Here is a 22,720-nt window from a genome sequence, read left to right as displayed (position 1 = left end):
CATGGAAATCAAGATCGAGGCGCAAGATGAGCGACACCACCCATACCAAACTCCTGATCGTCGGCTCGGGACCGGCGGGTTATACCGCTGCCGTTTACGGCGCCCGGGCGATGCTGAACCCGATGCTGATCCAGGGGGTGCAGCCGGGCGGGCAGCTGACCATCACCACCGAGGTCGAAAACTGGCCGGGCGAGACAGAGATTCAGGGCCCCGATCTGATGGTCAAGATGGAAGCGCATGCGCGTGCCGTGGGGGCAGAGGTCGTAAGCGATTACGTGACGAATCTGGACCTTGGTCAACGTCCTTTCGTGGCGGAATGCGACAGCGGACGCCGGGTTACGGCGGATGCCGTGATCCTGGCGACCGGTGCTCAGGCTCGCTGGCTGGGTCTGGAATCGGAAGAAAAGTTCAAGGGATTCGGTGTCAGTGCCTGCGCTACATGTGACGGATTCTTTTATCGCAACCGCGAGGTGCTGGTGATCGGCGGCGGCAATACCGCGGTCGAAGAGGCGCTGTTCCTGACCAAATTCGCCTCGAAGGTGACGCTGGTGCATCGCCGCGACAGTTTGCGGGCCGAGAAGATCCTGCAAAACCGCCTGTTCAAGCACCCCAAGGTCGAGATTGTCTGGGATCACGAATTGATCGAGGTCAAAGGCACCGACGATCCGCTGGGCGTCAATGGAGCGGTGCTGCGCAGCACCAAGAATGGCGCAACGCAAGAGGTCAGGGCCGATGGCGTTTTCGTGGCCATTGGCCATGCGCCTGCCAATGAACTGGTGAAGGATCAGCTTGAGCTGCATAATGGTGGTTATGTAAAAGTCGAACCGGGTAGCACCCGGACCTCGGTTCCCGGCGTCTTCGCTGCGGGCGATTTGACTGATCATGTCTATCGGCAGGCCGTGACCAGTGCCGGAATGGGATGCATGGCGGCACTGGATGCCGAGCAGTGGCTTGCCGTGCAGGACGAAGGCGAAGAGGTCCCGGCACAGCCGGTAGCTGAGAAAGCACCGGCAGAATAAGCGCTTTATTCGGGCTCATCTGCATACGGATGAAACGTGTCAGGCCGGCCAGTCGCGCGCGGTGGCGTTCAGTTCCGCGCGCAGCCAGTTGCGGAAATGGGTAATGGCGGGTTTCCGTCGCGCTTCGGTTGCGGTCACGAACCAATAGCTGTTCCCGGTCGCGGCACGGCCCGATAGCGGCGCAGTGATCTGACCACGTGCAAGGGCGTCACTGGCCAGTGTTTCCCACGCCATGAATATGCCTTGCCCGGAAATCGCGGCATCCAGGCATAATCCGCCATCGGCGAATGTCGGCCCGTCCGGGATCCCGTCCGGGTCGATGCCATGCGGGGTGAGCCAATCCTGCCATCCTGCCAGAAATTCGTTTTCTCGCAGGATCGGAAGGCGTAACAGATCTGCGGGCTCATGGATATGTTTCGCCAATGCGGGCGCGCAAACAGGCATGACCCGCTGATCAAGCAGCTTCTCTGCCCGCAATCCCGGCCATTCTCCACGCCCCACGCGCAACCCGATATCCACACCGCCGACGCCCGGCGTCACCATCTGGCTGACGGGTTCCAGCCGGACGCGGATATCGGGACGGGTTTCGGTAAAGCCGGGAAGGCGCCAGATCAGCCAGCGGCTGGCGAAGAGAGGCGCGACCGAGACATTCAGCAAATCGTCCTGTGCCGGATCCGCCAGCATGGCCGCCGCAGACAATTCGGCCAAACCGCGCGACAGCCGGGCCGCCATATCCTGGCCAAGCTCGTTAAGCTTCAACCCGGCGCCGCTGCGATCGAAGACGGGGCGGCCAAGCTGCGCCTCGGTTCGGCTGATCCGCTGGCTAAGCGCGCCGGGAGTAACGCCAAGTTCCCTGGCCGCAGCCGAAAGGCTTCCCAATCGGGCGACGGCTTCGATGGCGCGAAGGCCACTCAGCGAGATGCGGTTCAACGGATTCATTTAGAAAATCTAAAATCATGAAGTGATAATCTCAATACTGAAACAGCAGAATTTCGAATATATTCAGATCATGTTAAATCTTCTCCGCCTGTTGCTGCGCCGGAGCTCCGGCAAGCTGGCCCCGTATCCGCAGGTCCGCGAACCGCTGGACCATCCCGACATTCAGCATATGAGCAAAAGGGAACTCGACGATTTGCCGCTGCCACGCCCATCCGACAAGTGTGACTCGTCCGATTGTCGCGCTTGAACCTCAGAGGGAAGGCAGCTACGGGCAGGGGATATCTGCCACGAGATTGACATGACCCCGCTGAACCAGATCCCGATTCCTGAACTTTTCGTCTCGCCCGAGGCTGCCGAGAAACTGACCGAAGAAGGGACGAAATTGCCGCGATGGGTTTTGTCCGAACAGCAGGCAAGTGATCTGGAGCTTTTGATGAATGGCGGGTTTTTCCCGTTACGAGGCTTCATGACTCAGGCTGATTGCGACACCGTCACGCGCGATGGGAGTCTGACCTCGGGCGCGGTATGGCCTCTGCCGGTGACACTGGACGTCGACGAGGATTTCGCCGGACGGATTGAACCCGGTGACGATATTGCCTTGTCGGATGGGCCGGATCTGCTGGCGATCATGTCCGTTACCGATCATTGGCAATCCGATGGCGTGACGCATCTGGGCGGAAAGGTCAAAGGGTTGCGGCCACCGGCGAAGGCAGGCGATACGCCCAACCAGTTGCGCAGGATGTTCCGTCAGACCGGCTGGGAGGATGTGACGGCGCTTTATAATGGCGATGGGCTGGCCGATATACAGGGCCCGGCCATGCTTATCCTGCCAGTTGCGGATCAGGTGGAGGATCGCGCCGCACCCTTTATCCGCGATAACATATATATCGCCCGGATCCGTCTTTTCGCCCGTGCCGAGAATGAAGCCATGGTTGCCCTGCGGGAGATCGTTGGCAGAAACCACGGCGCGACACGCGTTCATTCCTGACCTGCATGGGTGCGGGGGATTCTCTGTCGGCAGCTGGCAGGTTAATCACGCTTAATCATCAAGCGCCCGCCAACCGATGTCGCGGCGGCAAAACCCCTCGGGCCAGTCGATGGCATCCACAAGATGGTAGGCACGGGAATGGGCCTCGGACAGGGTCGCACCGCGCCCGGTACAGGCAAGAACGCGTCCGCCCTGAGCGGTGAACTGCCCGTCCGCCATACCGGTTCCCGCATGGAAAACCATCTCGAAACTGGATTGATTTATCTTATCCAGATTTTTGATAAGGCTACCTTTTTTATATTCATCCGGATAACCTTTGGCGGCCATGACAACCGTCAGAGCATGATCGTCCGCCCAATTGACCGTGGTTTCGGCCAGCCTGCCTGACGCGCAGGCATGCAACAAATCCAGGACCTGTGCGCCCAATCGGATCATCAACACCTGACATTCCGGGTCCCCGAAGCGGACATTATATTCCACCAGCCGAGCCTCTTCACCGGCAATCATCAAGCCAGCGTAAAGAATGCCTTGAAACGGCATGTTTCGACGAGACATTTCTGCGATAGTGGGGCGAATGATCCGCTCCATCACCTGTGCTTGCAATTTTTCCGACAAAACCGGCGCAGGGCTGTAGGCGCCCATTCCGCCGGTATTGGGGCCGGTATCGCCTTCGCCGACGCGCTTGTGATCCTGAGCGGTTCCGATGGGCAGACAATCGGTTCCGTCGCACAGAACGAAAAAGCTTGCCTCTTCGCCATGCATGAACTCTTCGATCACGACTGAAGTATCGCCGAATTCTCCTTGAAAGATCAAATCAATAGCGTCATGCGCCTGCGCAACGCTTTCCGCGACCGTCACGCCTTTTCCGGCGGCAAGGCCATCTGCCTTGACGACGATGGGCGCGCCTTGAGCGGTGACGTAATCCTTTGCCGGTGCAGCTTCGGTAAATCGCGCCCATGCGGCGGTGGGTGCGCCGCAGGCATCGCAAATTTCCTTGGTGAAGGTTTTCGATGCCTCCAGTTCCGCGGCCGCCTGACTGGGACCAAACACCAGAAATCCCGCCGCGCGCAATGCATCCGAGACACCGGCAGCCAGCGGTGCCTCAGGGCCGATCACCACAAAATCTATCGCATTATCTTCTGCAAATTCAAGAATTTCTGCGCGAGAATTGATGTCGATTTCGGCGCAATCCGCCACCTCGGCGATCCCCGCATTGCCCGGTGCGACAATCAGCCGATCGCATTTCGGATTCTGCCGGATCGCCCATGCCAGCGCATGTTCACGCCCGCCACCGCCGAGGATCAGGATATTCATTTGCCGCCCTTTCGCTTGCTGCCGGTTCTGCCGTCTTCTAGGGTCGCAACCTGTCGCCATCAAGCAAGAGCGTCATGTAGAAAGCGGAAATCTGGCAGAGACTGACGGGGTTTCCGGCGTTTCCGGGCGTGAGCGATGGCGGCGAAGGCGGTTGCGAAGGAAATTGACATATGGATCTGCTAGAGGATAGCGCAGGCGACAATGCCCATGAATTTACCGTCTCGGAACTTTCGGGCGCGGTAAAGCGCAATATCGAGGATCAGTTCGGCCGCGTCCGTGTGCGCGGTGAAATCGGGCGGGTATCCCGGCCATCCTCGGGGCATCTCTATTTCGATCTCAAGGATGACCGCTCGGTTCTGGCGGCGGTTACCTGGAAGGGGCAGGCGTCCCGCCTGGCCCAGCGCCCGGAAGAGGGAATGGAAGTCGTCGCCACCGGGCGGATGACGACGTTTCCGGGGCAGTCGAAATATCAGCTGATCGTGGATCAGATCGAACCCGCCGGGATGGGCGCGTTGATGGCGATGCTTGAAAAACGCCGCAAGGCTTTGGCGGCCGAGGGGCTTTTCGATGATGCGCGCAAACGCCCCTTGCCGTTTCTGCCGCGTGTTATCGGAGTCGTGACGTCGCCTTCGGGCGCGGTGATCCGCGATATCCTTCATCGCCTGCGCGACCGTTTCCCGACCCATGTGCTGATCTGGCCGGTGGCGGTGCAGGGAGAAGCATGCGCGCCCCAGGTCGCCGCAGCAATTCGCGGGTTCAATGATCTGCCGCGCGGCGGAACTGTGCCACGGCCCGATCTGATTATCGTCGCGCGAGGCGGCGGCAGTATCGAGGATTTATGGGGCTTCAATGAAGAAGAGGTCGTACGGGCGGCAGCAGCCAGTGACATTCCGCTGATCTCGGCGGTCGGGCATGAGACCGACACGACATTGATCGACTTTGCCTCGGACCGCCGGGCGCCTACGCCGACGGCGGCGGCAGAGCTTGCCGTGCCGGTCCGCAGCGATCTGGCGGCGCGGCTGGCCGAGGCGGGAGCACGGATGTCCCGGGCCAGCGGTCTGCGGATCGAGCGTCCCCGACAGCGTTTGCGCGATCTTGCCCGGGCGATGGGCCGGCCTGCGGCCCTGACCGAGGGCGCACGGCAGCGGCTTGATCTGTGGGGTACGCGGCTGGAGCCAGCGCTACGCGGATTGGTGCGGGCACGGCGGCAGCAACTTGCCTCACGGCCCATGCCTGCCGCGAGCCTTCGGCAATTCACCTCGGCCAAGCGGCAGTCGCTTGAATATAACGTCAGGCAGCTGCGCAATAGCGGTCAAAGACAAGTCGAACGACGCAAGGACCGGCTTTTGCAGTTGCGGGAACGTCTGGAATCTTCCCTGCGGCGGGTAACGGCCATGACCCGCAGGGCTATCGGCACCCAGTCCGAGAGATTGGCGGAATTGACGCTTCGGCTGGATCAAAGCGCGCATCGCGCGATAAATCAGCGGCGGGATGCGTTATTGCGTCTTGACCGGATGCGCCGGACGCTGGGATATGAGCAGACGCTTCGGCGCGGATTCGCGGTTGTGCACGGTGCCGGCGGTGTCGTTACTTCGGCGGCTGCAGCTGGAAAACTTGCGCATTTCGAAATCGAATTTGCGGATGGTCGCATTCAGGCGGGACCGGACGATTCCCGTTCCGAACCGGGGCGAAAGGCCAAGGGCGGGAAGACGGATGATGGCCCGTCGCAAGGGTCGCTTTTCTGATTTGGACGACTCAGTGATCTGGGGTTCCCTGGCTGAAAATCAAGTGGTTGTGTCCGGTATGTTATCGCCATAGGTTGCGCAATGGCATTGTGGAATTTCCGCGTTATTTGCCGTTGCACAAATCTGACGATCTATCTTTAGAATACAGGCCGCGGGCATGATTGAACATACTCGAATTCTCGTTGCTGCTTCGGCACTTGGCGCGATATTCTGGACCAGCGCCATCATGGCGCAAGGGCAGGGCGAGGGCGAGATGCCTCCGCCCGCCGTTACCGTCGTGACGCTCAAGTCAGAGGATGTGACTTTGACGTCAACCTTACCGGGCCGCGTTCTCGCATCGGCCGAGGCGGAACTGCGTCCGCAGGTTAACGGCCTTGTGATCGAACGCCTGTTCGACGAGGGCAGCGTGGTCGAACAGGGACAGCCGCTATACCGGATCGATCCCCGCAGCTATCAGGCTGCGGTGGCGCAAGCCGAGGCGGCCCTGGCACAGGCGAATGCGCAGGCGGACTCCGCACGGCGCGAGGCCGAACGGGTCGGCGCGCTTCGCGATCGCCGCGTCGCCAGCGAGCAAACGCAGGATAGTGCCGTTGCCGCGCGCCTTGCCGCCGAGGCGGCGGTCAAGGCTGCGGAAGCCAGCCTGCAAGCAGCGCAGATCGACCTTGACCGCACGACGATCACCGCTCCGGTCGATGGGGTTATCGGACTTGCGCTGGCCTCGCAGGGGGCGCTGGTGACGGCGTCGCAGGCAGAGCCGCTTACCGTCATTCGCCGCATCGATCCGGTCCGTGTCGATGTGACCCAATCTGCGGCAGAAATCATCCGCTGGCAGCGTCTGGGTGCCGACGCCGCCTTGCCCGAAGGGGTGGATCGGACCGTTTCGCTGCAACTGGCGGATGGCAGCACGTTCGAGAATACCGGATCGCTGACCGCGGCCGAGCCTCGCGTTGATGAAACCACCGGCGTCGTGACATTGCGGATGGAATTTGCCAATCCCGATGGCCTATTGCTGCCCGGAATGTATGTGCAGGCGGAAATCCCGCAAGCTTTCCTGCGCGATGTGGTGCTTACTCCGCAGGAGGGCGTCACCCGTGACCGTCGTGGCCGCCCGATTGCCATGGTGGTGAATGACGATAACGTGGTCGAGACGAGGTCGCTCGAGATTGCTCAGGATCGCGGCAGCGACTGGATCGTGACCGAGGGGCTGAAAGACGGCGACCGCTTGATTGTCGAGGGTCTTCAACTGATCGGCGAAGGGATGCCCGTGACTCCGGAAGAACGCGGTGCGGAACCGGCAGCGGATGGCGAGGGTGCTCCTGCCGCCGGGGAAGCCGCGGAAGGCGGGGCGCCGACGGAAGAGGCACCGGCTCAGGAAGCGGATCCGGCTCAGGAAGACGCTGCACCGGCTGAAGAGGAACCGGCGCAGGAAGATGCCGCCCCGGCGGAAGAGGCTGCCGAGGCTCAGGACGACACCGGCAACTGATTGCCGGATCAGCGCGAGAGATATCATGGCCCGTTTTTTCATCGACCGTCCAGTATTCGCCTGGGTGATCTCGATCATCATCATGGGGATCGGCGTATTGTCGATCATGACGCTGCCGGTCGCGCAATATCCGCAGATCGCGCCGCCCTCGGTGACGATCCGCGCGACTTATCCGGGGGCCTCGGCTGATACCGTCAGTAATACCGTCACCCAGATCATCGAACAGCAGATGACCGGGCTGGACGGCTTGCGCTACATGTCGTCCGATTCGACCTCTGATGGATCGTCAAGCACAACACTGACTTTCGAGACCGGCACCAATCCCGATATCGCGCAGGTTCAGGTGCAGAACAAGCTGTCGCAGGCCACGCCTTTGCTGCCCGAACAGGTGCAGCGAGAGGGTGTTGTCGTCGAAAAGGCGGCTTCGGGCTTTCTGATGGTTGTCGGCCTGATCGGCGATGAAGGATTCGATTCGACCGATCTCAGCGATTACATGGTGGCCAATCTGGTCGATGATCTCAGCCGGATCGAAGGCATCGGCAGTGTCGAGGTATTCGGCGGGCAATATGCCATGCGGATCTGGCTGGATCCGGCAAAGCTCGCCGCTTATGAACTGGCGCCATCCGATGTGGTGTCGGCTGTGTCGGCGCAGAATACCCAGATTTCGGCGGGCGCGTTTGGCGGTCTGCCGACGGTCGAGGGGCAGATGCTGAACGCGACCGTGACCGCGCAGTCATTGCTGTCCACGCCCGAGGATTTCCGTCAGATCGTATTGCGGGCCGAAGAGAATGGCGGGCTGGTGCTGCTGCAGGATGTCGCCCGCGTCGAAATCGGTTCCGAAAGCTATTTCACCGATCCCACCTATAACGGCCGCCCCGCTTCGGGTATGGCACTCAGCCTTGCGCCCGGCGCGAATGCCCTGGACACCGCCGAGCGGGTGAAGGAGCGGATGAAGGAATTCGCGGAATTCTTCCCCGAAGGCGTCGAATATGTGATTCCCTTCGATACCGCGCCTTTTGTCGAGATCTCGATCGAAGAAGTGGTGCGAACGCTGGTCGAAGCCATCGGGCTGGTCTTTGTGGTGATGTTCATCTTCCTGCAAAGCTTCCGGGCGACATTGATTCCGACCCTGGCCGTCCCGATCGTTCTGCTTGGGACATTCGGGATCATGGCCGCATTCGGCTTTACGATCAACACGCTGACCATGCTTGCCATGGTGCTGGCCATCGGTCTTCTGGTCGATGACGCTATCGTCGTGGTCGAGAATGTCGAGCGGATCATGGAAGAGGAAGGTCTGTCTCCGCGTGATGCGACCCGCAAATCCATGGGGCAGATTACCGGCGCGTTGATCGGTATCGCGCTGGTCCTCTCGGCGGTGTTCGTGCCGATGGCCTTCTTCGGCGGCTCGACGGGGGTGATCTATCAGCAATTCGCGATCACCATCGTTTCGGCAATGGCCCTGTCGGTGGTGGTTGCGTTGACGCTGACACCCGCGCTTTGCGCCTCGATTTTGCGCCCGGCGCATGAAGCGAAGACTCGTGGTCTGTTCGGCCTGTTCAATCGTGGGTTCGACCGGACCTCGCGCGGGTATACCGGCGCGGTTGGCTGGATCGTGCGGCGGCCGCTGCGGATGCTGTTGATCTATGCCGGTCTTGGCGCAGTGATGGCGCTGCTGTTTCTGCGTACTCCGGAGGGTTTCCTGCCTGACGAGGATCAGGGCATCATGTTTGTGCTGGTGCAGGGACCGACCGGAGCCACAGTGGAACGAACCGAAGCCGTCCTGAACGAGGTCGAGAATTATTTCATGAATCAGGAATCCGAGTCGGTCGATTCGATGTTCGCCGTTTCGGGATTCAGCTTTGCCGGATCCGGGCAGAATGTCGGGATGGCCTTCGTGCGGATGAAGGACTGGTCAGAGCGACCGTCGCCTGAACAATCCGTGCAGGCGGTGGCCGGCCGTGCCTTTGGCGCACTTAGCCAGATCAGGGACGCCATGGTCTTCCCGGTTGTGCCGCCTGCGGTGATCGAACTGGGCAATGTCTCGGGTTTCGACTTCTATCTTCAGGCACGTGGCGGGCAATCGCATGAGCAATTGCTTGACGCGCGCAATCAGCTTCTGGGCATGGCCGGAGAAAGCCCGCTGATCGAACAGATCCGTCCCTCGGGGCTGGAGGACGCGGCGCAGTACCGGTTGAATATCGACTGGCGCAAGGCCGGTGCCATGGGCGTGACCGCGACCGATGTCGCCAATCTGATGCAGATCGCATGGACCGGTTCTTATGTGAATGACTTCATTGATCGGGGAAGAATCAAGAAGGTCTATGTTCAGGCCGAGGCGGATTCCCGTTCCGTTCCCAGCGATTTCGATAAATGGCGGGTGCGCAATTCTCATGGAGAACTGGTGCCTTTCTCAAACTTTACCGAGGGTGAATGGACCTTTGGTCCGCAAGGGTTAAGCCGCTATAACGGTGTTCCGTCCATGCAGATTCAAGGCGGCCCGACCCCCGGAGTCAGTTCCGGTGAAGCCATGGCCGAGATGGAGAATCTGGTTGGTCAGCTTCCTGCCGGTTTCAACATTGCCTGGACCGGGCTGTCTCTGGAAGAGCAGGATTCGGGTGACCAGACGATGCTGCTGTATGCGTTGTCGCTGGCGGCGGTGTTCCTGTGTCTTGCGGCGCTGTATGAAAGCTGGGCGATCCCTCTGGCGGTCATTCTGGTGATGCCGATCGGGATTCTGGGTGCCGTGCTTGGCGTGTTCCTGGGAAAATTCGACAATGGGGTGTTCTTCCAGGTCGGTCTGCTGACGGTGATCGGCCTGACCGGCAAGAACGCCATCCTGATTGTCGAATTCGCCCGAGAACAGACGCAGGCCGGGGTTCCGCTTTACAATGCCGTCGTCGAGGCCGCGCGTCAGCGTTTCCGCCCGATCATCATGACCTCTATCGCATTCTCGCTTGGGGTGCTGCCGCTGGTATTGTCCACCGGCGCTGGCGCGAACGGGCGTAACGCCATCGGTGCCACCGTTCTGGGTGGGACCGTGATGGCAACGATCTTCGGGATCTTGTTTGCGCCACTGTTCTTCGTGCTGATGCGGCGTTTGCTTGGCCGCAAGGACGAATGGGAGGATACGTCGGCGGAAGCGTCTCGCTGACGGGTTCGGTTCGGTGAGCGGGTGCTGCTCGTCATCGGGCCGCGCCTTTCCGATTGTTTGCGGCATTTGAACTGTCCCGAGTTGCGGATAAACTCGGCTGGACAGCGGCGGGAGGGGCGCGGGTGATCGACAAGCTTGAAATGTTTCTGGCCGTCGCGAAAGAGCGTCATTTCGGCCGGGCTGCAGCGTCGATGGGGATCACCCAGCCGACGCTGTCCGCAGGGATCAAGCAGCTTGAGGAGCAGCTTGGGGTTCTGCTGATCTTTCGCGGCTCACGCTTTGGGGGGCTGACCCCAGAGGGGCAGAGTGCGCTGGTCTGGGCACGGCGGATCGTCGGCGACACGCGGCAATTGCGCGAAGAGATGCGGGCAGTGCGGCACGGGCTGGCGGGGCGGTTGCGGATTGCAGTGATCCCCACCGCACTGACCTGGGCGGCGAAGATCAGTGCCCGTTTCGGTGCGATGCATCCAAAGGTCGGTTTCACGATTCTGTCGCGTACCTCGATCGAGATTCTGCAGATGATCGACGATCTCGATGTCGACGCGGGCATTTCTTATCTGGACAACGAGCCGCTGGGTAAGGTGAGCGCCGTCCCGCTATATGACGAGCGTTACATGCTGGTCTGCGGAATGGAGAGCGAGTTTGCAGAGCGGGACAGTGTGGCCTGGACGGAATTGAACGGGCAGAGACTCTGCCTGCTGACCTCGGACATGCAGAATCGGCGGATCATCAACCGCAATCTCGCGGCTGCCGGGGTAACGCCCATGACGACCGTCGAATCCAGCTCGACCGTGGTGATGGTCTCGCATGTTCTGGTGGGGGGATGGTTGACGATTCTGCCCGAGGATATCGCCCGGTTTCTGACCCAGGGAAAGGATTTGCGACTGATCCCGCTGGACGGCGTGGACAGCATTCATACGGTGGGTTTGATCGCGCCGTGGCGCGAGCCGCATACTCCGGTGCTCCAGGCGCTGCTCACCGAAGCGCGCCGAATGGTTTCTAATAGATGATTTCTATCAATTGACGGGATAACGATATTGATTCCGTATCGCATAAGGTGTTGAATCGGGTAAAAGAGGAATGACGAAAGGCCAGCTATGCATGTTAATGCGCCAGCACCATCCGAAGAAGACATTCGCGGCATTGTCGCGCCGCTGACTTCTTTGGAAGGACCACTTCTCCCGATGCTGCACGCTTTGCAGGACAGCTACGGTTATGTGCCACAGGAAGCCGTGCCGGTTCTGGCGGATGAGCTGAACCTGGGGCGCGCCGAAATTCATGGCGTCATCAGCTTTTATCATGACTTCCGCAAGGCGCCCGCGGGCCGTCATGTGCTGAAGATTTGCCGTGCTGAAGCCTGTCAGTCGATGGGCGGCAATGCCTTGGCCGAGGCGACTTTGCGCAAGCTGGGCATCGGCTGGCATGATACGACCTCCAACGGCACTGTGACCGTCGAGCCGGTCTATTGCCTTGGTCTTTGCGCCTGCGCTCCGGCCGCGATGCTGGACGATCGCGTCGCCGGGCGCGTGGATGAGGCGCGGATGGACAAGCTGCTGAATGAGGCCGGCGCATGAAGATTTATGTTCCCATGGATAGCGCAGCCAAGGCCCTGGGCGCGGATGAAGTGGCTGATGCGGTTCGCCGCGAAGCCGCGTCACGAGGAATTGATGCGCAGATCATTCGCAACGGTACGCGCGGAATGGTCTGGCTGGAGCCATTGGTCGAGATCGATCAGGGGCAAGGGCGGATCGGCTATGGTCCCGTGACGCCTGAGGATGTTCCGGCGTTGCTGGACGGCAAGCTTGAAAGTCTTGGGCCGGTCGACGAGATTCCGTGGTACGCGCGCCAGACAAGGCTGACATTTGCCCGCTGCGGCGTGATCGATCCGCTGGATCTGGATGATTATCGGGCGCATGGCGGACTGGCAGGGTTGCGCCGCGCCTGTGGCATGTCACAGGCCGAAATCATAAAGGAAACTACCGATAGCGGATTGCGCGGGCGCGGCGGGGCCGGATTCCCCACCGGGATCAAGTGGAAAACCGTGATGGAAGCCTCGGCCGAGCAGAAATATATCGTCTGCAACGCCGATGAGGGCGACAGCGGCACTTTCGCCGACCGCATGATCATGGAGGGTGATCCCTTTACCCTGATCGAGGGGATGGCGATTGCCGGACTCGGTGTCGGCGCGACCAGGGGCTATGTCTATCTGCGCTCGGAATACCCGGATGCCATCAGGGTCATGAATGACGCCGTGCGGATCGCAAGGCAGGAAGGCGTGCTTGGGCCGGATGTGCTGGGCTCTGGCAAGGCGTTCGACATGGAGATCCGCATGGGCGCGGGCGCCTATGTCTGTGGTGAGGAAACCTCACTGTTGAACAGCCTCGAAGGCCGGCGCGGCGTGGTTCGGGCCAAGCCTCCGCTGCCCGCTCTGGAAGGGTTCCTTGGCCGACCGACCGTGGTCAATAACGTCATTTCGCTTGCGACCATCCCGGTCATCTTCGAGAAGGGCGCGGCGTATTATTCCGGTCTCGGCATCGGGCGTTCGCGCGGCACGGCCACATTGCAGATCGCCGGCAATATCAAATATGGCGGACTGTTCGAGACGGCTTTCGGTGTGACTCTGGGCGAGGTCGTGAACGAAATCGGCGGAGGCACCGCATCGGGACGCCCGGTCAAGGCGGTGCAGGTGGGCGGACCCCTGGGGGCCTATATGCCGGTCAGCAAATTCGACACGCCGATGGGCTACGAGGAATTCGACCAGAATGGCGGGCTGATCGGCCATGCCGGGCTGGTGGTGTTCGACGATACTGCCGACATGCTGCAAATGGCCCGGTTCGCGCTTGAATTCTGCGCTGTCGAAAGCTGTGGCAAATGCACGCCATGCCGCCTTGGCGCGGTGCGCGGTGTCGAAACCGTTGACCGGATCGCGGGCGGTGACCCCGCGGCCGTGGATCTGCTGACAGATCTTTGTGAAACCATGAAGGACGGGTCGCTTTGCGCGCTCGGAGGGCTGACGCCCATGCCGGTGATGTCCGCTCTGACCCAGTTCCCCGACGATTTTGCCTGCCATAAGGAGGCTGCCGAATGAAAGATTTCATCATTCCCGCATTCCCGCCCGGTGACGACCGCGACATGGGCACCCCTGCACGCAGCGGTGCGCCGGTCTCGCTGACCATCGACGGTTTCGAAGTGACCGTGCCTGAAGGCACATCGGTCATGCGCGCGGCTGCAGAAGCCGGGATCCAGGTTCCGAAACTCTGCGCAAGCGACAACATGGAAGCATTTGGCTCCTGCCGCCTTTGCCTCGTCGAGATCGACGGGCGTCGCGGCACGCCTGCATCCTGCACGACGCCCGTTGCCGAGGGTATGGTGGTACATACCCAGAACGAGAAACTACGCCGGATGCGCAAGGGCGTGATGGAGCTGTATATCAGCGACCACCCGCTTGATTGTCTGACCTGCGCCGCCAATGGCGATTGCGAATTGCAGGACATGGCCGGGGCCGTGGGGCTGCGCGATGTGCGCTACAAGGCGCCCGAAAATGGCGGGCTGGCCAATCACTTCGCGCAACGCGACGGGGCCGGGCCGAATGCGAATTATATTCCGAAGGACGAAAGCAACCCGTATTTCACCTATGATCCCTCGAAATGCATCGTCTGCTCGCGCTGCGTGCGGGCATGTGAAGAGGTGCAGGGCACTTTCGCTCTGACGATCGAGGGCAGGGGCTTTGACAGCCGGGTGAGTGCCGGCGCTGCAACCGATGATTTCCTGACCTCCGATTGCGTGTCCTGTGGTGCCTGCGTACAGGCCTGCCCGACCGCAACGCTTCAGGAAAAATCGGTAATCGAACTGGGCACGCCCGAACGCTCGGTCATCACCACCTGCGCCTATTGCGGTGTGGGATGCAGCTTCAAGGCCGAGTTGAACGGCGATGAGCTGGTGCGCATGGTGCCTTATAAGCACGGCAAGGCGAACCGGGGTCATAGCTGCATCAAGGGACGTTTTGCCTATGGCTATGCCCAGCATAAGGACCGCATCCTGAAGCCGATGATCCGTGATCATATCGATGAGCCGTGGAAAGAGGTCGAATGGGATGAGGCCCTTGCTTTTGCTGCGAACCGGATGCGCGGGCTGCAGGAAAAATACGGTCAGAAATCCATCGGCGTGATCACATCCAGCCGCTGCACGAATGAGGAAACCTATCTCGTGCAGAAACTGACCCGCGCGGTGTTCAAGAACAACAATACCGATACCTGCGCGCGCGTCTGCCATTCGCCCACCGGCTATGGTCTGGGCAAGACCTATGGCACCTCGGCCGGAACGCAGGATTTCGACTCGGTGCAATATTCCGATGTAATCATGATCATCGGTGCGAATCCGACCGATGCGCATCCTGTCTTTGCCTCGCGGATGAAAAAGCGCGTGCGGGCAGGCGCCAAGGTCATCGTCGTGGATCCGCGTCGGATCGATATGGTACGCTCGACCCATATTCGCGCAGAGCATCATCTGCCGCTGCGCCCCGGCACCAATGTGGCCGTCGTCACCGCCATGGCGCATGTGATCGTGACCGAAGGGCTCTATGACGAAATGTTCATTCGTGAACGTTGCGATTGGGACGAATTCCAGCATTATGTCGAATTCGCTCGTGATCCACGTCATGCGCCCGAAGCGATCGAGATGCTGACCGGCGTTCCCGCGGCCGATCTGCGGGCCGCCGCACGGCTATATGCGACGGGCGGCAATGGTGCGATCTATTACGGGCTGGGCGTAACCGAACATTCGCAGGGCTCGACCACCGTCATGGGGATCGCCAACCTCGCCATGCTGACCGGCAATATCGGCCGCGAGGGCGTGGGGGTGAATCCGCTGCGCGGCCAGAACAACGTGCAGGGTTCCTGCGACATGGGCTCCTTCCCGCATGAACTGCCCGGTTACCGGCATGTGAAACTGCCGGATGTGCGTGCAATCTACGAACAAGCATGGGGCGTCGAGATCGATCCCGAACCGGGTCTGCGGATCCCCAACATGCTGGATGCCGCTGTCGAGGGCACGTTCAAGGGGCTGTATTGCCAGGGAGAGGATATCCTGCAATCCGATCCCGACACCCATCACGTCGCGGCGGGACTGGCTGCGATGGAATGCGTGATCGTGCATGACCTGTTCCTGAACGAGACGGCCAATTACGCCCATGTCTTCCTGCCCGGCTCGACCTTCCTTGAGAAGAACGGCACCTTCACCAATGCCGAACGGCGGATCAATCTGGTCCGCAAGGTCATGGCGCCACGGAACGGCTATGAGGACTGGGAGGTCACGCAGATGCTGGCCAATGCGATGGGGGCGGGGTGGCACTATACCCACCCGTCGCAGATCATGGATGAGATCGCCGCGACTACGCCAAGCTTTGCCGGAGTGACGTTCGAGCTTCTGGAAGAGAAGGGCTCCGTGCAATGGCCCTGCAATGAGGAGGCGCCCGAGGGCACGCCCTTGATGCATGTCGACGGCTTCAAGGCGGGCAAGGGTCATTTCATGATCACCGAATATGTGGCGACGGATGAACGTACCGGCCCGCGTTACCCGCTTTTGCTGACCACGGGGCGGATCCTGTCTCAGTATAATGTGGGCGCTCAGACGCGCCGGACTCACAACAGCATCTGGCATGACGAGGATGTACTTGAGATCCATCCGCATGATGCCGAACAGCGTGGTGTCAATGATGGCGATTTCGTGCGGCTGGCCTCGCGCACGGGGGAGACGACGCTGCGCGCCGTTGTAACCGAACGTGTCGCGACAGGGGTGGTTTATACGACCTTCCACCACCCGACGACGCAGGCAAATGTGGTGACGACCGATTTCTCGGACTGGGCGACCAACTGTCCTGAATTCAAGGTCACCGCGGTGCAGGTCAGCCCCTCGAACGGGCCTTCGGAGTGGCAGGAAAACTATAACCGGCACGCCGAATTGTCGCGCCGGATCCTGCCTGCGGCGGAGTGATGGCGGAACTGCCGGAACCCGTCGGCGTGATGGCTGCAAGCCATGTCCGGCCGGGCAGTCAAAATGGCGTAAGCCGGAGTCTTCCCGAGGAAACTCCGGTCGCCATGGTCTATGACGGGACGAGCCACGCGGTGATGATGGCCACGCCTGCCGATATTCAGGATTTCGCGGCGGGGTTTTCGCTGACCGAGGGGTTCGTGACCGGGCTTGAGGATATCGCCTCTTGCGAAGTCATCGCACATGATCTGGGCATCGAGGCCCGGATGTGGCTGCGCGGCGATCGGGCGCAGGCATTGGCCGCCCGCCGTCGCAACATGATCGGCCCTGTCGGTTGCGGGCTATGCGGAATCGACTCTCTGGAAGAGGCGAGCCGGGCCTTGCCCGATTTGCGGGACAGGGGCCCGTCGCTTTCTGTGTCGCAGGTTGCCTTGGCCACGGACTCCTTGCGCGACTGGCAACCGTTTCACGACCGGACAAGGGCGGTCCATGCCGCCGGATTCCTGATTCCGGGCCGGGGCGTGGTTCTTGCCCGCGAAGATGTTGGCCGCCACAACGCGCTTGACAAGCTGATCGGCGCGATGGCGCGGCAGGACATGGATGCGGAGCGGGGCGCGATCGTCCTGACCAGCCGTGTCTCGGTCGAAATGGTGCAGAAATGCGCCATGGCCGGGTGCGCCATCCTGATCGCGGTCTCGGCGCCTACGCTTCATGCTCTGCGGATCGCCGATGCCGCAGGCATCACCGTCGCCGCATTCGCCCGTGGCGAAGGCTTCGATCTTTTTACCCACCCTGAACGGCTGAAGGCCGAGGTATCGCATGTCGCCTGAAAAAATGGTCATGATGGCCAATCAGATCGCTACTTTTTTCAATACCCAACCCGGTGATGCGGCGAAAAATATCGCCAGCCATATCTCTGATTTCTGGGAACCAAGAATGCGCAAGCAATTGGCGGATTATATCGCATCCGGCGGCACGGGTCTGAACCCGTCGGTGGAGGCTGCGGCGAAATTGCTTTGAAACCGGCAAGGTCTCTGTAAGTTATCTTTAACCTGTAACCGGTGAATAGCTTCCGAGGCCTTATGCCGAACAATGACTTGGATCTGTCGCAAAGCCGCCTTTGCGTCATCATGAATCTTGGTTCCGGCCGCAAGGACGATCAGGAATTCATCACGCTTGTAACGAAGACAATGCAGCCTCTTTGTGCTGCATTCGAATTGCGCCAGACTCAGCGCGGCGAAGATCTGACGCGGATGACGCGACAGGCCGTCTCGGACGGTTTCAAGGTTATCATTGCGGCAGGTGGTGACGGCACATTGGCGGCTGTCGCTGGCGTGCTTGCCGGAACCGATACCATCATGGGCGTTCTGCCCGGCGGCACATTCAACTATTTCGCCCGTGATCTGGGCGTGGGCGAGACGCCGGAAGAGGCGCTTGAAACGCTTCGGAATGCTCGTATCGCGACGGTGGATATCGGACAGATCAACGATCTGGTGTTTCTGAACAATGTCAGTCTGGGCATCTACCCGCATATCCTCAAGATGCGCGAAGGCATCTATCGGCGATGGGGGCGCTCGCGTATTGCTGCCTATGGTTCGGTCTTGATTTCATTGCGGCGATTACGCCGGCCGATGACGCTGTCCGCGCGGATCGGGGACGAAACCCGTCATTTCACGACCGCGCTTGTCTTCGTTGCCCGGAGTGCATACCAACTTGAAAGCTTTGGTCTTGAGGGTGCCGATGCAATCCGCAAAGGGCAGTTTGCCGTGTTGATCGCCCGCGCGCGCAAACCGTTGCCGCTGATCCGTTCTGCCCTTCGGCTGGTGGCGGGACTGGGCGCACAGGATGATGATTTCGACCTGATCACCACTGACGAATTGACGATCCAGACCAGAAAAAGCCAGCATGTCGCGCATGACGGCGAAAAAAACCTGATGCATAGCCCATTGCATCTGCGTGTCCGCAAGGATGCATTGCGTATGCTGTTGCCCGCCGAGGGGCGCGGCAAGACCAATGGTGACGGCGCGTGACGCGGCTTGTCCATCTTTCCGACCTGCATTTCGGCTATGAACATGCGGGAATGGTTGAATCCCTGCTTGCCTGCGTCAACCGCCAAGAGGCCGATCTGGTCGTTGTGACCGGAGATCTGACCCATCGCGCCCGTCCAGACCAGTTCGCCGCAGCCGCCGATTTCCTTTCCCGCATCAAGGCGCCACTGCTGGCGGTGCCCGGCAATCATGACATTCCGCTGTACAGCCTTATGATGCGTTTCACCCAGCCTTGGGCGGGCTATCGTCGCAGTATAGTCGCCGATCTTTCACCGGCCATGCGGGTGGGCGGGGTGCAGGTCCTGGGCATAAACAGCGTTGACCCGTTTTCATGGCGTCGCGGTGCGCTACGCAATGGCGTGGTCAGGGCTGCCATTGCCCGGATTGATCCTGCCGCGATGAATATCGTTGCCATTCACCATCCCCTGCAGCAGGCGCCGGACGCGCCGAAGCAGCTTGCCCGGAATGCCGGAACGGCATTGGCGATGCTGGAAGAGGCGGGGGTGCAGGTCATTCTGTCGGGGCATCTGCATCGGTGGGAGGCAAAATTCCTGCTTGGGCCGGGCTCGCCCGCGCGGATTTTGCAGATTCACGCAGGAACCGCGCTTTGCGCACGCCCCGAGGATCCGCCGAACGAATTTGCCGTTCTGGAATTCAGCGACGACAACACGCTGTTTGTCGCGCGTCATCATGCGCGGAATGGAACCTATGATCCTGACGGGATCGCCGAAACGTCAAGATTTTCGCGGGTGGACGGGTACTGGCAGAGTCTGGACTAGAAACCTGCGGCCTTGCCGCTGTCATCTGCGCTTGCTCAAAGGCGAAACCTGCCGCCGGATTCATTCAAGGCGGCGGCAGGTTGCGGAACCGGTTTACAGGTAATCGCTGCGCTGCAGCCCGTATTTCGCCATCTTTTCGTTCAGCGTCCGCCGGGGCAGGCATAATTCGTCCATGACGCTGGCGATGCTTCCCCTGTGACGGCGCATGGTATTGTCGATCAGCATCCGCTCGAAACTTTCGACATATTCCTTGAGCGGTTTGCCTTCCGTCGTGGTCGCCTGCTGATTGTCGTCGCCATCGGACATCAGCAGCGACACGATGCTGCCGGTGCCGCGCCGGTTCTGCAGCACCGCACGCTCGGCGACATTGATGAGCTGACGGATATTCCCCGGCCACGGAGCCTGCAGAAGCTGCGCGGCCTCCTGTGCGCCGACCTGCGGCGCGTCGCAGCCGTATTCCTCGGCGAATTGCTCGGTCATGCGGTTGAACAATGTCAGGATATCCTCGCCCCGGGCGCGCAGGGGGGGCAGGGTGATATTCAATGCCGAAAGGCGGTAGAACAAATCCGGGCGCAGTGAATCCTCGGCCTTGCGGCCTTCGCCACGGGCATTCGAGATGGCGATGATCCGGGTTTCCGAAGGCGAGGCCTGATCGTTGATGAAGGCGAGCAGCCGTGCCTGCAAGGGCTCCGACAAGGCTTCGATGTCTTCCAGACATAATGTCCCGCCGCGCGTCTCTTCCAGTGCGGGCAACCCGTCATCCATCGGGCCGAACAGGCGAGAGGTTAGCGCCTCGTCATTATAGGCGGCGCAGGAGACCGGTACGAATTTTCTGTTCGCTCGTGGCCCCACAGCATGCAGTGCATGGGCCACCAGCGTCTTGCCGGTGCCGGTTTCGCCATCGATCAGGACATGGCCGTCAGCCTGTCCGAGATCAAGGATATCCTCGCGCAGCCGTTCCATGACCGGGCTTGAGCCGATCAGTTTCGACATGACCTGCTGACCCTCTGACAGGTCGCGGCGCAATGCGCGGTTGTCCAGCGTCATGCGCCGGGCATGGGTCGCCTTCTTGGCCAGCGAGGTCATCTTGTCGGGATTGAACGGCTTTTCCATGAAATCCATGGCGCCAAGCCGCATGGCCTCGACCGCCATCGGGACATCGCCATGCCCGGTGATCAGAATGACCGGCAGGGCGGAATCCGTGCTCATGAGCCGTTTGAGAAATGCGATGCCGTCCATGCCGGGCATACGAATATCCGACAGGACAATCCCGGGCCAGTCCGGCCCGATAACCTTCAATGCATCCTCTGCGCTTGCAAAGGTTTCGGTATCGAAACCCGAAAGGACCAGCCACTGGCTGATCGATTCCCGCATATCGGGCTCGTCGTCAACGATCGCAATCTTCAGTTTGCGGGACATCAGGCATCCTCTCCTGTTTCTTATTCGGCAGCAAGCGCTTCGCTCGGGTCATCCGGTCTGTGCAAGGGCAACTCAACCTGAAACACCGCTCCGCTGCCTTCGGTTTCATTATGTGCGGTTAATCGTCCTCCGAAATCCGCGACGATAGTCGAAGAGATGGCCAAACCCAGGCCGGTACCCTCTCCGGGTTTTTTCGTTGTCCAGAAAGGTTCAAACAGTTTTTCGAGATCAGCGACACCCGGGCCGTTGTCCCGTACCGACAAATAAGCGTGAGCACGGGTTTCCACCGTGATATCGATCTGTCCATCACGCCGGTCTTTTACCGCATCCATTGCATTACGTAACAGATTGATGATGACCTGCTCAAGCCGGATGCGATCCGCCATCACCATGATCTTCTCGCGCGGGATGTTCCGGTTTACGCGGATCGGACGTTCGCGCAGTTGCGGCTCCATCATGCTGAGCGCGGAACTGACGGCTGCGCGAAGATCGACAGGCTCGACGGCCTCGCCACCCTTGCGGGCATAGGATTTCAATTGTCGCGTGATCGCGGTCATGCGGTCGATCAGATCATTGATCCGCTGAAAGCTGGACAGCGCCTCTTCGGGGCGTGCGCGTTGCAGCAGCAGCCTGGCGCCCGCCAGATAGGTCTTCATCGCGGCCAGCGGCTGGTTGAGTTCGTGACTGACCCCGGCCGACATTTCGCCAAGTGCCGCGAGTTTCGAGCTTTGCTGGACGGTCTGTTCCGCCACCCGAAGCTCTTTCTGGACCCGCTCGCGTTCAGCGATCTCGCGCGTGAGACGGGCGTTCAATGCCCGCAGGTCGGCAGACTCGCGCATATAGGCCACGGATTGCATCCGCGCCCGGCGCGACAGGATATAGAAACTTGCCGCCAGCAGGATCGCAAAGCCCATGATCTCAAGTGCCAATACGGCATTCACACGCTCGCGGATCGAGGAATAGGTGGTGAAGCCGATCATCTTCCAGCCCCGGAACGGGATCCGCGCCTCGCTGCGCATCACCGCGTTTCCGGCAAGATAGGCGTCGGCAGGCGGGGTGGTCCAGTCGGTGGTGACCTGAAACGCCCGCTGGATGGCGGAGGGCGCCGAGCGCACCTCAAGCGCCTCGGGCATGGTCAGCCCGCGCCAGCGCGGCTCTGTGGCCAGAATGATATTGCCTGAACTGTCGACGACCGCGACGGCATCCGATATTCCCGCCCATGACCGTTCGATCTGCGTCAGTTCCGCGCCGACGACGATCACGCCCAGCGTCTTGCCTTCGGCGACGACGGCGCGGGAATAGGTGAATTCATAGCCGGCCGCATTCTCGTTCGAGACAGTGAAAACCGTATCGCGAGAGCGCAATGCATCGACGTAATGGCGCGCAAGCGCGTAATTGGTGCCGATCTGGAAACGGTCTGTTGAGCTTACGGTGCGCCCGGATGCGTCGAGAAGCCGGATCGACACGCCGCCGATTTCCTTTTGCGCCGCGATCAGCCGTGCCGAGGTGGTCGAGAAATTATTGCTGTTCAACGCCTCGATCAGCAGCGGATCACGGGCCAGCAGCAATGGCACCACGGCAGTCCGCCGCAATTCCGAAATCAGGTTCCCGGTATAAAGCGCAAGCCGCAATTCCGCCCGGACACGGGTATTCTCGGATATGCGATCGGTCAGCCAGGCATTCGTCGTCCAGATCGACGCGATCGCGGTCAGCACGATCAGCACAATGGAACCGCGCAGCCACCACGGCTTCACTGCGGCGGCCAGTCTTCGGCGCCGTCTGGTCTGGATGTGAGCCGTGTTATTGTCTCCTTCAGTCACAAGGCGAACTTTCGGCTGCAAGTTACG

The 22,720-nt window shown here is 60.6% G+C and carries 17 protein-coding genes; 13 read left to right on the top strand and 4 right to left on the bottom strand.

Features of this window, described 5'->3' with window-relative positions:
• Positions 1-26: 26 nt before the first annotated feature.
• Positions 27-1,019, top strand: a complete 993-nt coding sequence (trxB, locus tag D3P04_RS10045) for a thioredoxin-disulfide reductase (RefSeq protein WP_119748448.1) — start codon at positions 27-29, stop codon at positions 1,017-1,019.
• Positions 1,020-1,058: 39 nt separating this feature from the next.
• Here trxB and D3P04_RS10040 read toward each other — a convergent pair whose 3' ends face one another.
• Positions 1,059-1,958 carry a LysR substrate-binding domain-containing protein gene (locus D3P04_RS10040; protein ID WP_119748446.1) on the bottom strand — a complete coding sequence of 300 codons (900 nt, stop codon included), beginning with the start codon at positions 1,956-1,958 and terminating at the stop codon, positions 1,059-1,061.
• Between the two features lie 298 nt (positions 1,959-2,256).
• Here D3P04_RS10040 and D3P04_RS10035 point away from each other — a divergent pair, with 298 nt between their 5' ends.
• Positions 2,257-2,946, top strand: coding sequence for a bifunctional sulfate adenylyltransferase/adenylylsulfate kinase (locus D3P04_RS10035; RefSeq protein ID WP_119748444.1), 690 nt, complete (start codon positions 2,257-2,259; stop codon positions 2,944-2,946).
• 51 nt (positions 2,947-2,997) lie between these two features.
• On the opposite strand, the gene purD is transcribed toward D3P04_RS10035, so the two are convergent.
• On the bottom strand, positions 2,998-4,260 hold the full coding sequence (gene purD / locus D3P04_RS10030; RefSeq protein ID WP_119748442.1) for a phosphoribosylamine--glycine ligase: 1,263 nt from the start codon (positions 4,258-4,260) through the stop codon (positions 2,998-3,000).
• A gap of 170 nt (positions 4,261-4,430) precedes the next feature.
• Here purD and xseA point away from each other — a divergent pair, with 170 nt between their 5' ends.
• The 11 genes from xseA (at position 4,431) to D3P04_RS09975 (ending at position 19,454) form a co-directional block, all read left to right on the top strand.
• Positions 4,431-6,005: an exodeoxyribonuclease VII large subunit gene (gene xseA / locus D3P04_RS10025; protein WP_119748441.1), complete on the top strand. Its 1,575-nt coding sequence runs from the start codon at positions 4,431-4,433 to the stop codon at positions 6,003-6,005.
• 157 nt (positions 6,006-6,162) lie between these two features.
• Complete coding sequence (locus tag D3P04_RS10020; protein WP_119748439.1) at positions 6,163-7,488, top strand: efflux RND transporter periplasmic adaptor subunit; 1,326 nt, start codon at positions 6,163-6,165, stop codon at positions 7,486-7,488.
• 25 nt (positions 7,489-7,513) lie between these two features.
• Complete coding sequence (locus D3P04_RS10015) at positions 7,514-10,639, top strand: efflux RND transporter permease subunit (RefSeq protein ID WP_119748437.1); 3,126 nt, start codon at positions 7,514-7,516, stop codon at positions 10,637-10,639.
• 122 nt (positions 10,640-10,761) lie between these two features.
• Complete coding sequence (locus tag D3P04_RS10010; RefSeq protein WP_119748435.1) at positions 10,762-11,649, top strand: LysR family transcriptional regulator; 888 nt, start codon at positions 10,762-10,764, stop codon at positions 11,647-11,649.
• A gap of 87 nt (positions 11,650-11,736) precedes the next feature.
• The gene (locus D3P04_RS10005) at positions 11,737-12,213 is read left to right on the top strand and encodes a formate dehydrogenase subunit gamma (RefSeq protein ID WP_119748433.1); all 477 of its coding nucleotides are present in this window, start codon (positions 11,737-11,739) and stop codon (positions 12,211-12,213) included.
• A complete protein-coding gene (locus tag D3P04_RS10000) occupies positions 12,210-13,727 on the top strand; it encodes a formate dehydrogenase beta subunit (protein WP_119748431.1) in 1,518 nt (505 codons plus the stop codon). The genes D3P04_RS10005 and D3P04_RS10000 overlap by 4 nt, the downstream gene beginning before the upstream one ends.
• Positions 13,724-16,630 carry a formate dehydrogenase subunit alpha gene (gene fdhF / locus D3P04_RS09995; RefSeq protein ID WP_119748429.1) on the top strand — a complete coding sequence of 969 codons (2,907 nt, stop codon included), beginning with the start codon at positions 13,724-13,726 and terminating at the stop codon, positions 16,628-16,630. The genes D3P04_RS10000 and fdhF overlap by 4 nt, the downstream gene beginning before the upstream one ends.
• Complete coding sequence (gene fdhD / locus D3P04_RS09990; protein WP_408634369.1) at positions 16,630-17,457, top strand: formate dehydrogenase accessory sulfurtransferase FdhD; 828 nt, start codon at positions 16,630-16,632, stop codon at positions 17,455-17,457. The genes fdhF and fdhD overlap by 1 nt, the downstream gene beginning before the upstream one ends.
• Entirely contained in the window at positions 17,447-17,647 is a 201-nt protein-coding gene (locus tag D3P04_RS09985; RefSeq protein WP_119748427.1) for a formate dehydrogenase subunit delta, read from the top strand. Before fdhD ends, D3P04_RS09985 begins: the two co-directional genes overlap by 11 nt.
• A gap of 62 nt (positions 17,648-17,709) precedes the next feature.
• On the top strand, positions 17,710-18,657 hold the full coding sequence (locus tag D3P04_RS09980) for a diacylglycerol/lipid kinase family protein (RefSeq protein ID WP_119748425.1): 948 nt from the start codon (positions 17,710-17,712) through the stop codon (positions 18,655-18,657).
• A complete protein-coding gene (locus tag D3P04_RS09975; protein ID WP_119748423.1) occupies positions 18,654-19,454 on the top strand; it encodes a metallophosphoesterase family protein in 801 nt (266 codons plus the stop codon). Before D3P04_RS09980 ends, D3P04_RS09975 begins: the two co-directional genes overlap by 4 nt.
• 93 nt (positions 19,455-19,547) lie before the next feature.
• Here the strand turns inward: D3P04_RS09975 and D3P04_RS09970 are convergent, their stop codons facing one another.
• Both D3P04_RS09970 and D3P04_RS09965 read right to left on the bottom strand, forming a co-directional pair.
• Positions 19,548-20,873 carry a sigma-54-dependent transcriptional regulator gene (locus D3P04_RS09970; protein ID WP_119748421.1) on the bottom strand — a complete coding sequence of 442 codons (1,326 nt, stop codon included), beginning with the start codon at positions 20,871-20,873 and terminating at the stop codon, positions 19,548-19,550.
• A gap of 20 nt (positions 20,874-20,893) precedes the next feature.
• Positions 20,894-22,639, bottom strand: coding sequence for a sensor histidine kinase (locus D3P04_RS09965; protein WP_232844972.1), 1,746 nt, complete (start codon positions 22,637-22,639; stop codon positions 20,894-20,896).
• Positions 22,640-22,720 lie beyond the last annotated feature (81 nt).

Origin of the sequence: Paracoccus onubensis, assembly GCF_003591515.1 — a bacterium.
Taxonomy (GTDB): Bacteria; Pseudomonadota; Alphaproteobacteria; order Rhodobacterales; family Rhodobacteraceae; genus Paracoccus; species Paracoccus onubensis.
This window is presented reverse-complemented; position numbering and strand designations above follow the sequence as displayed.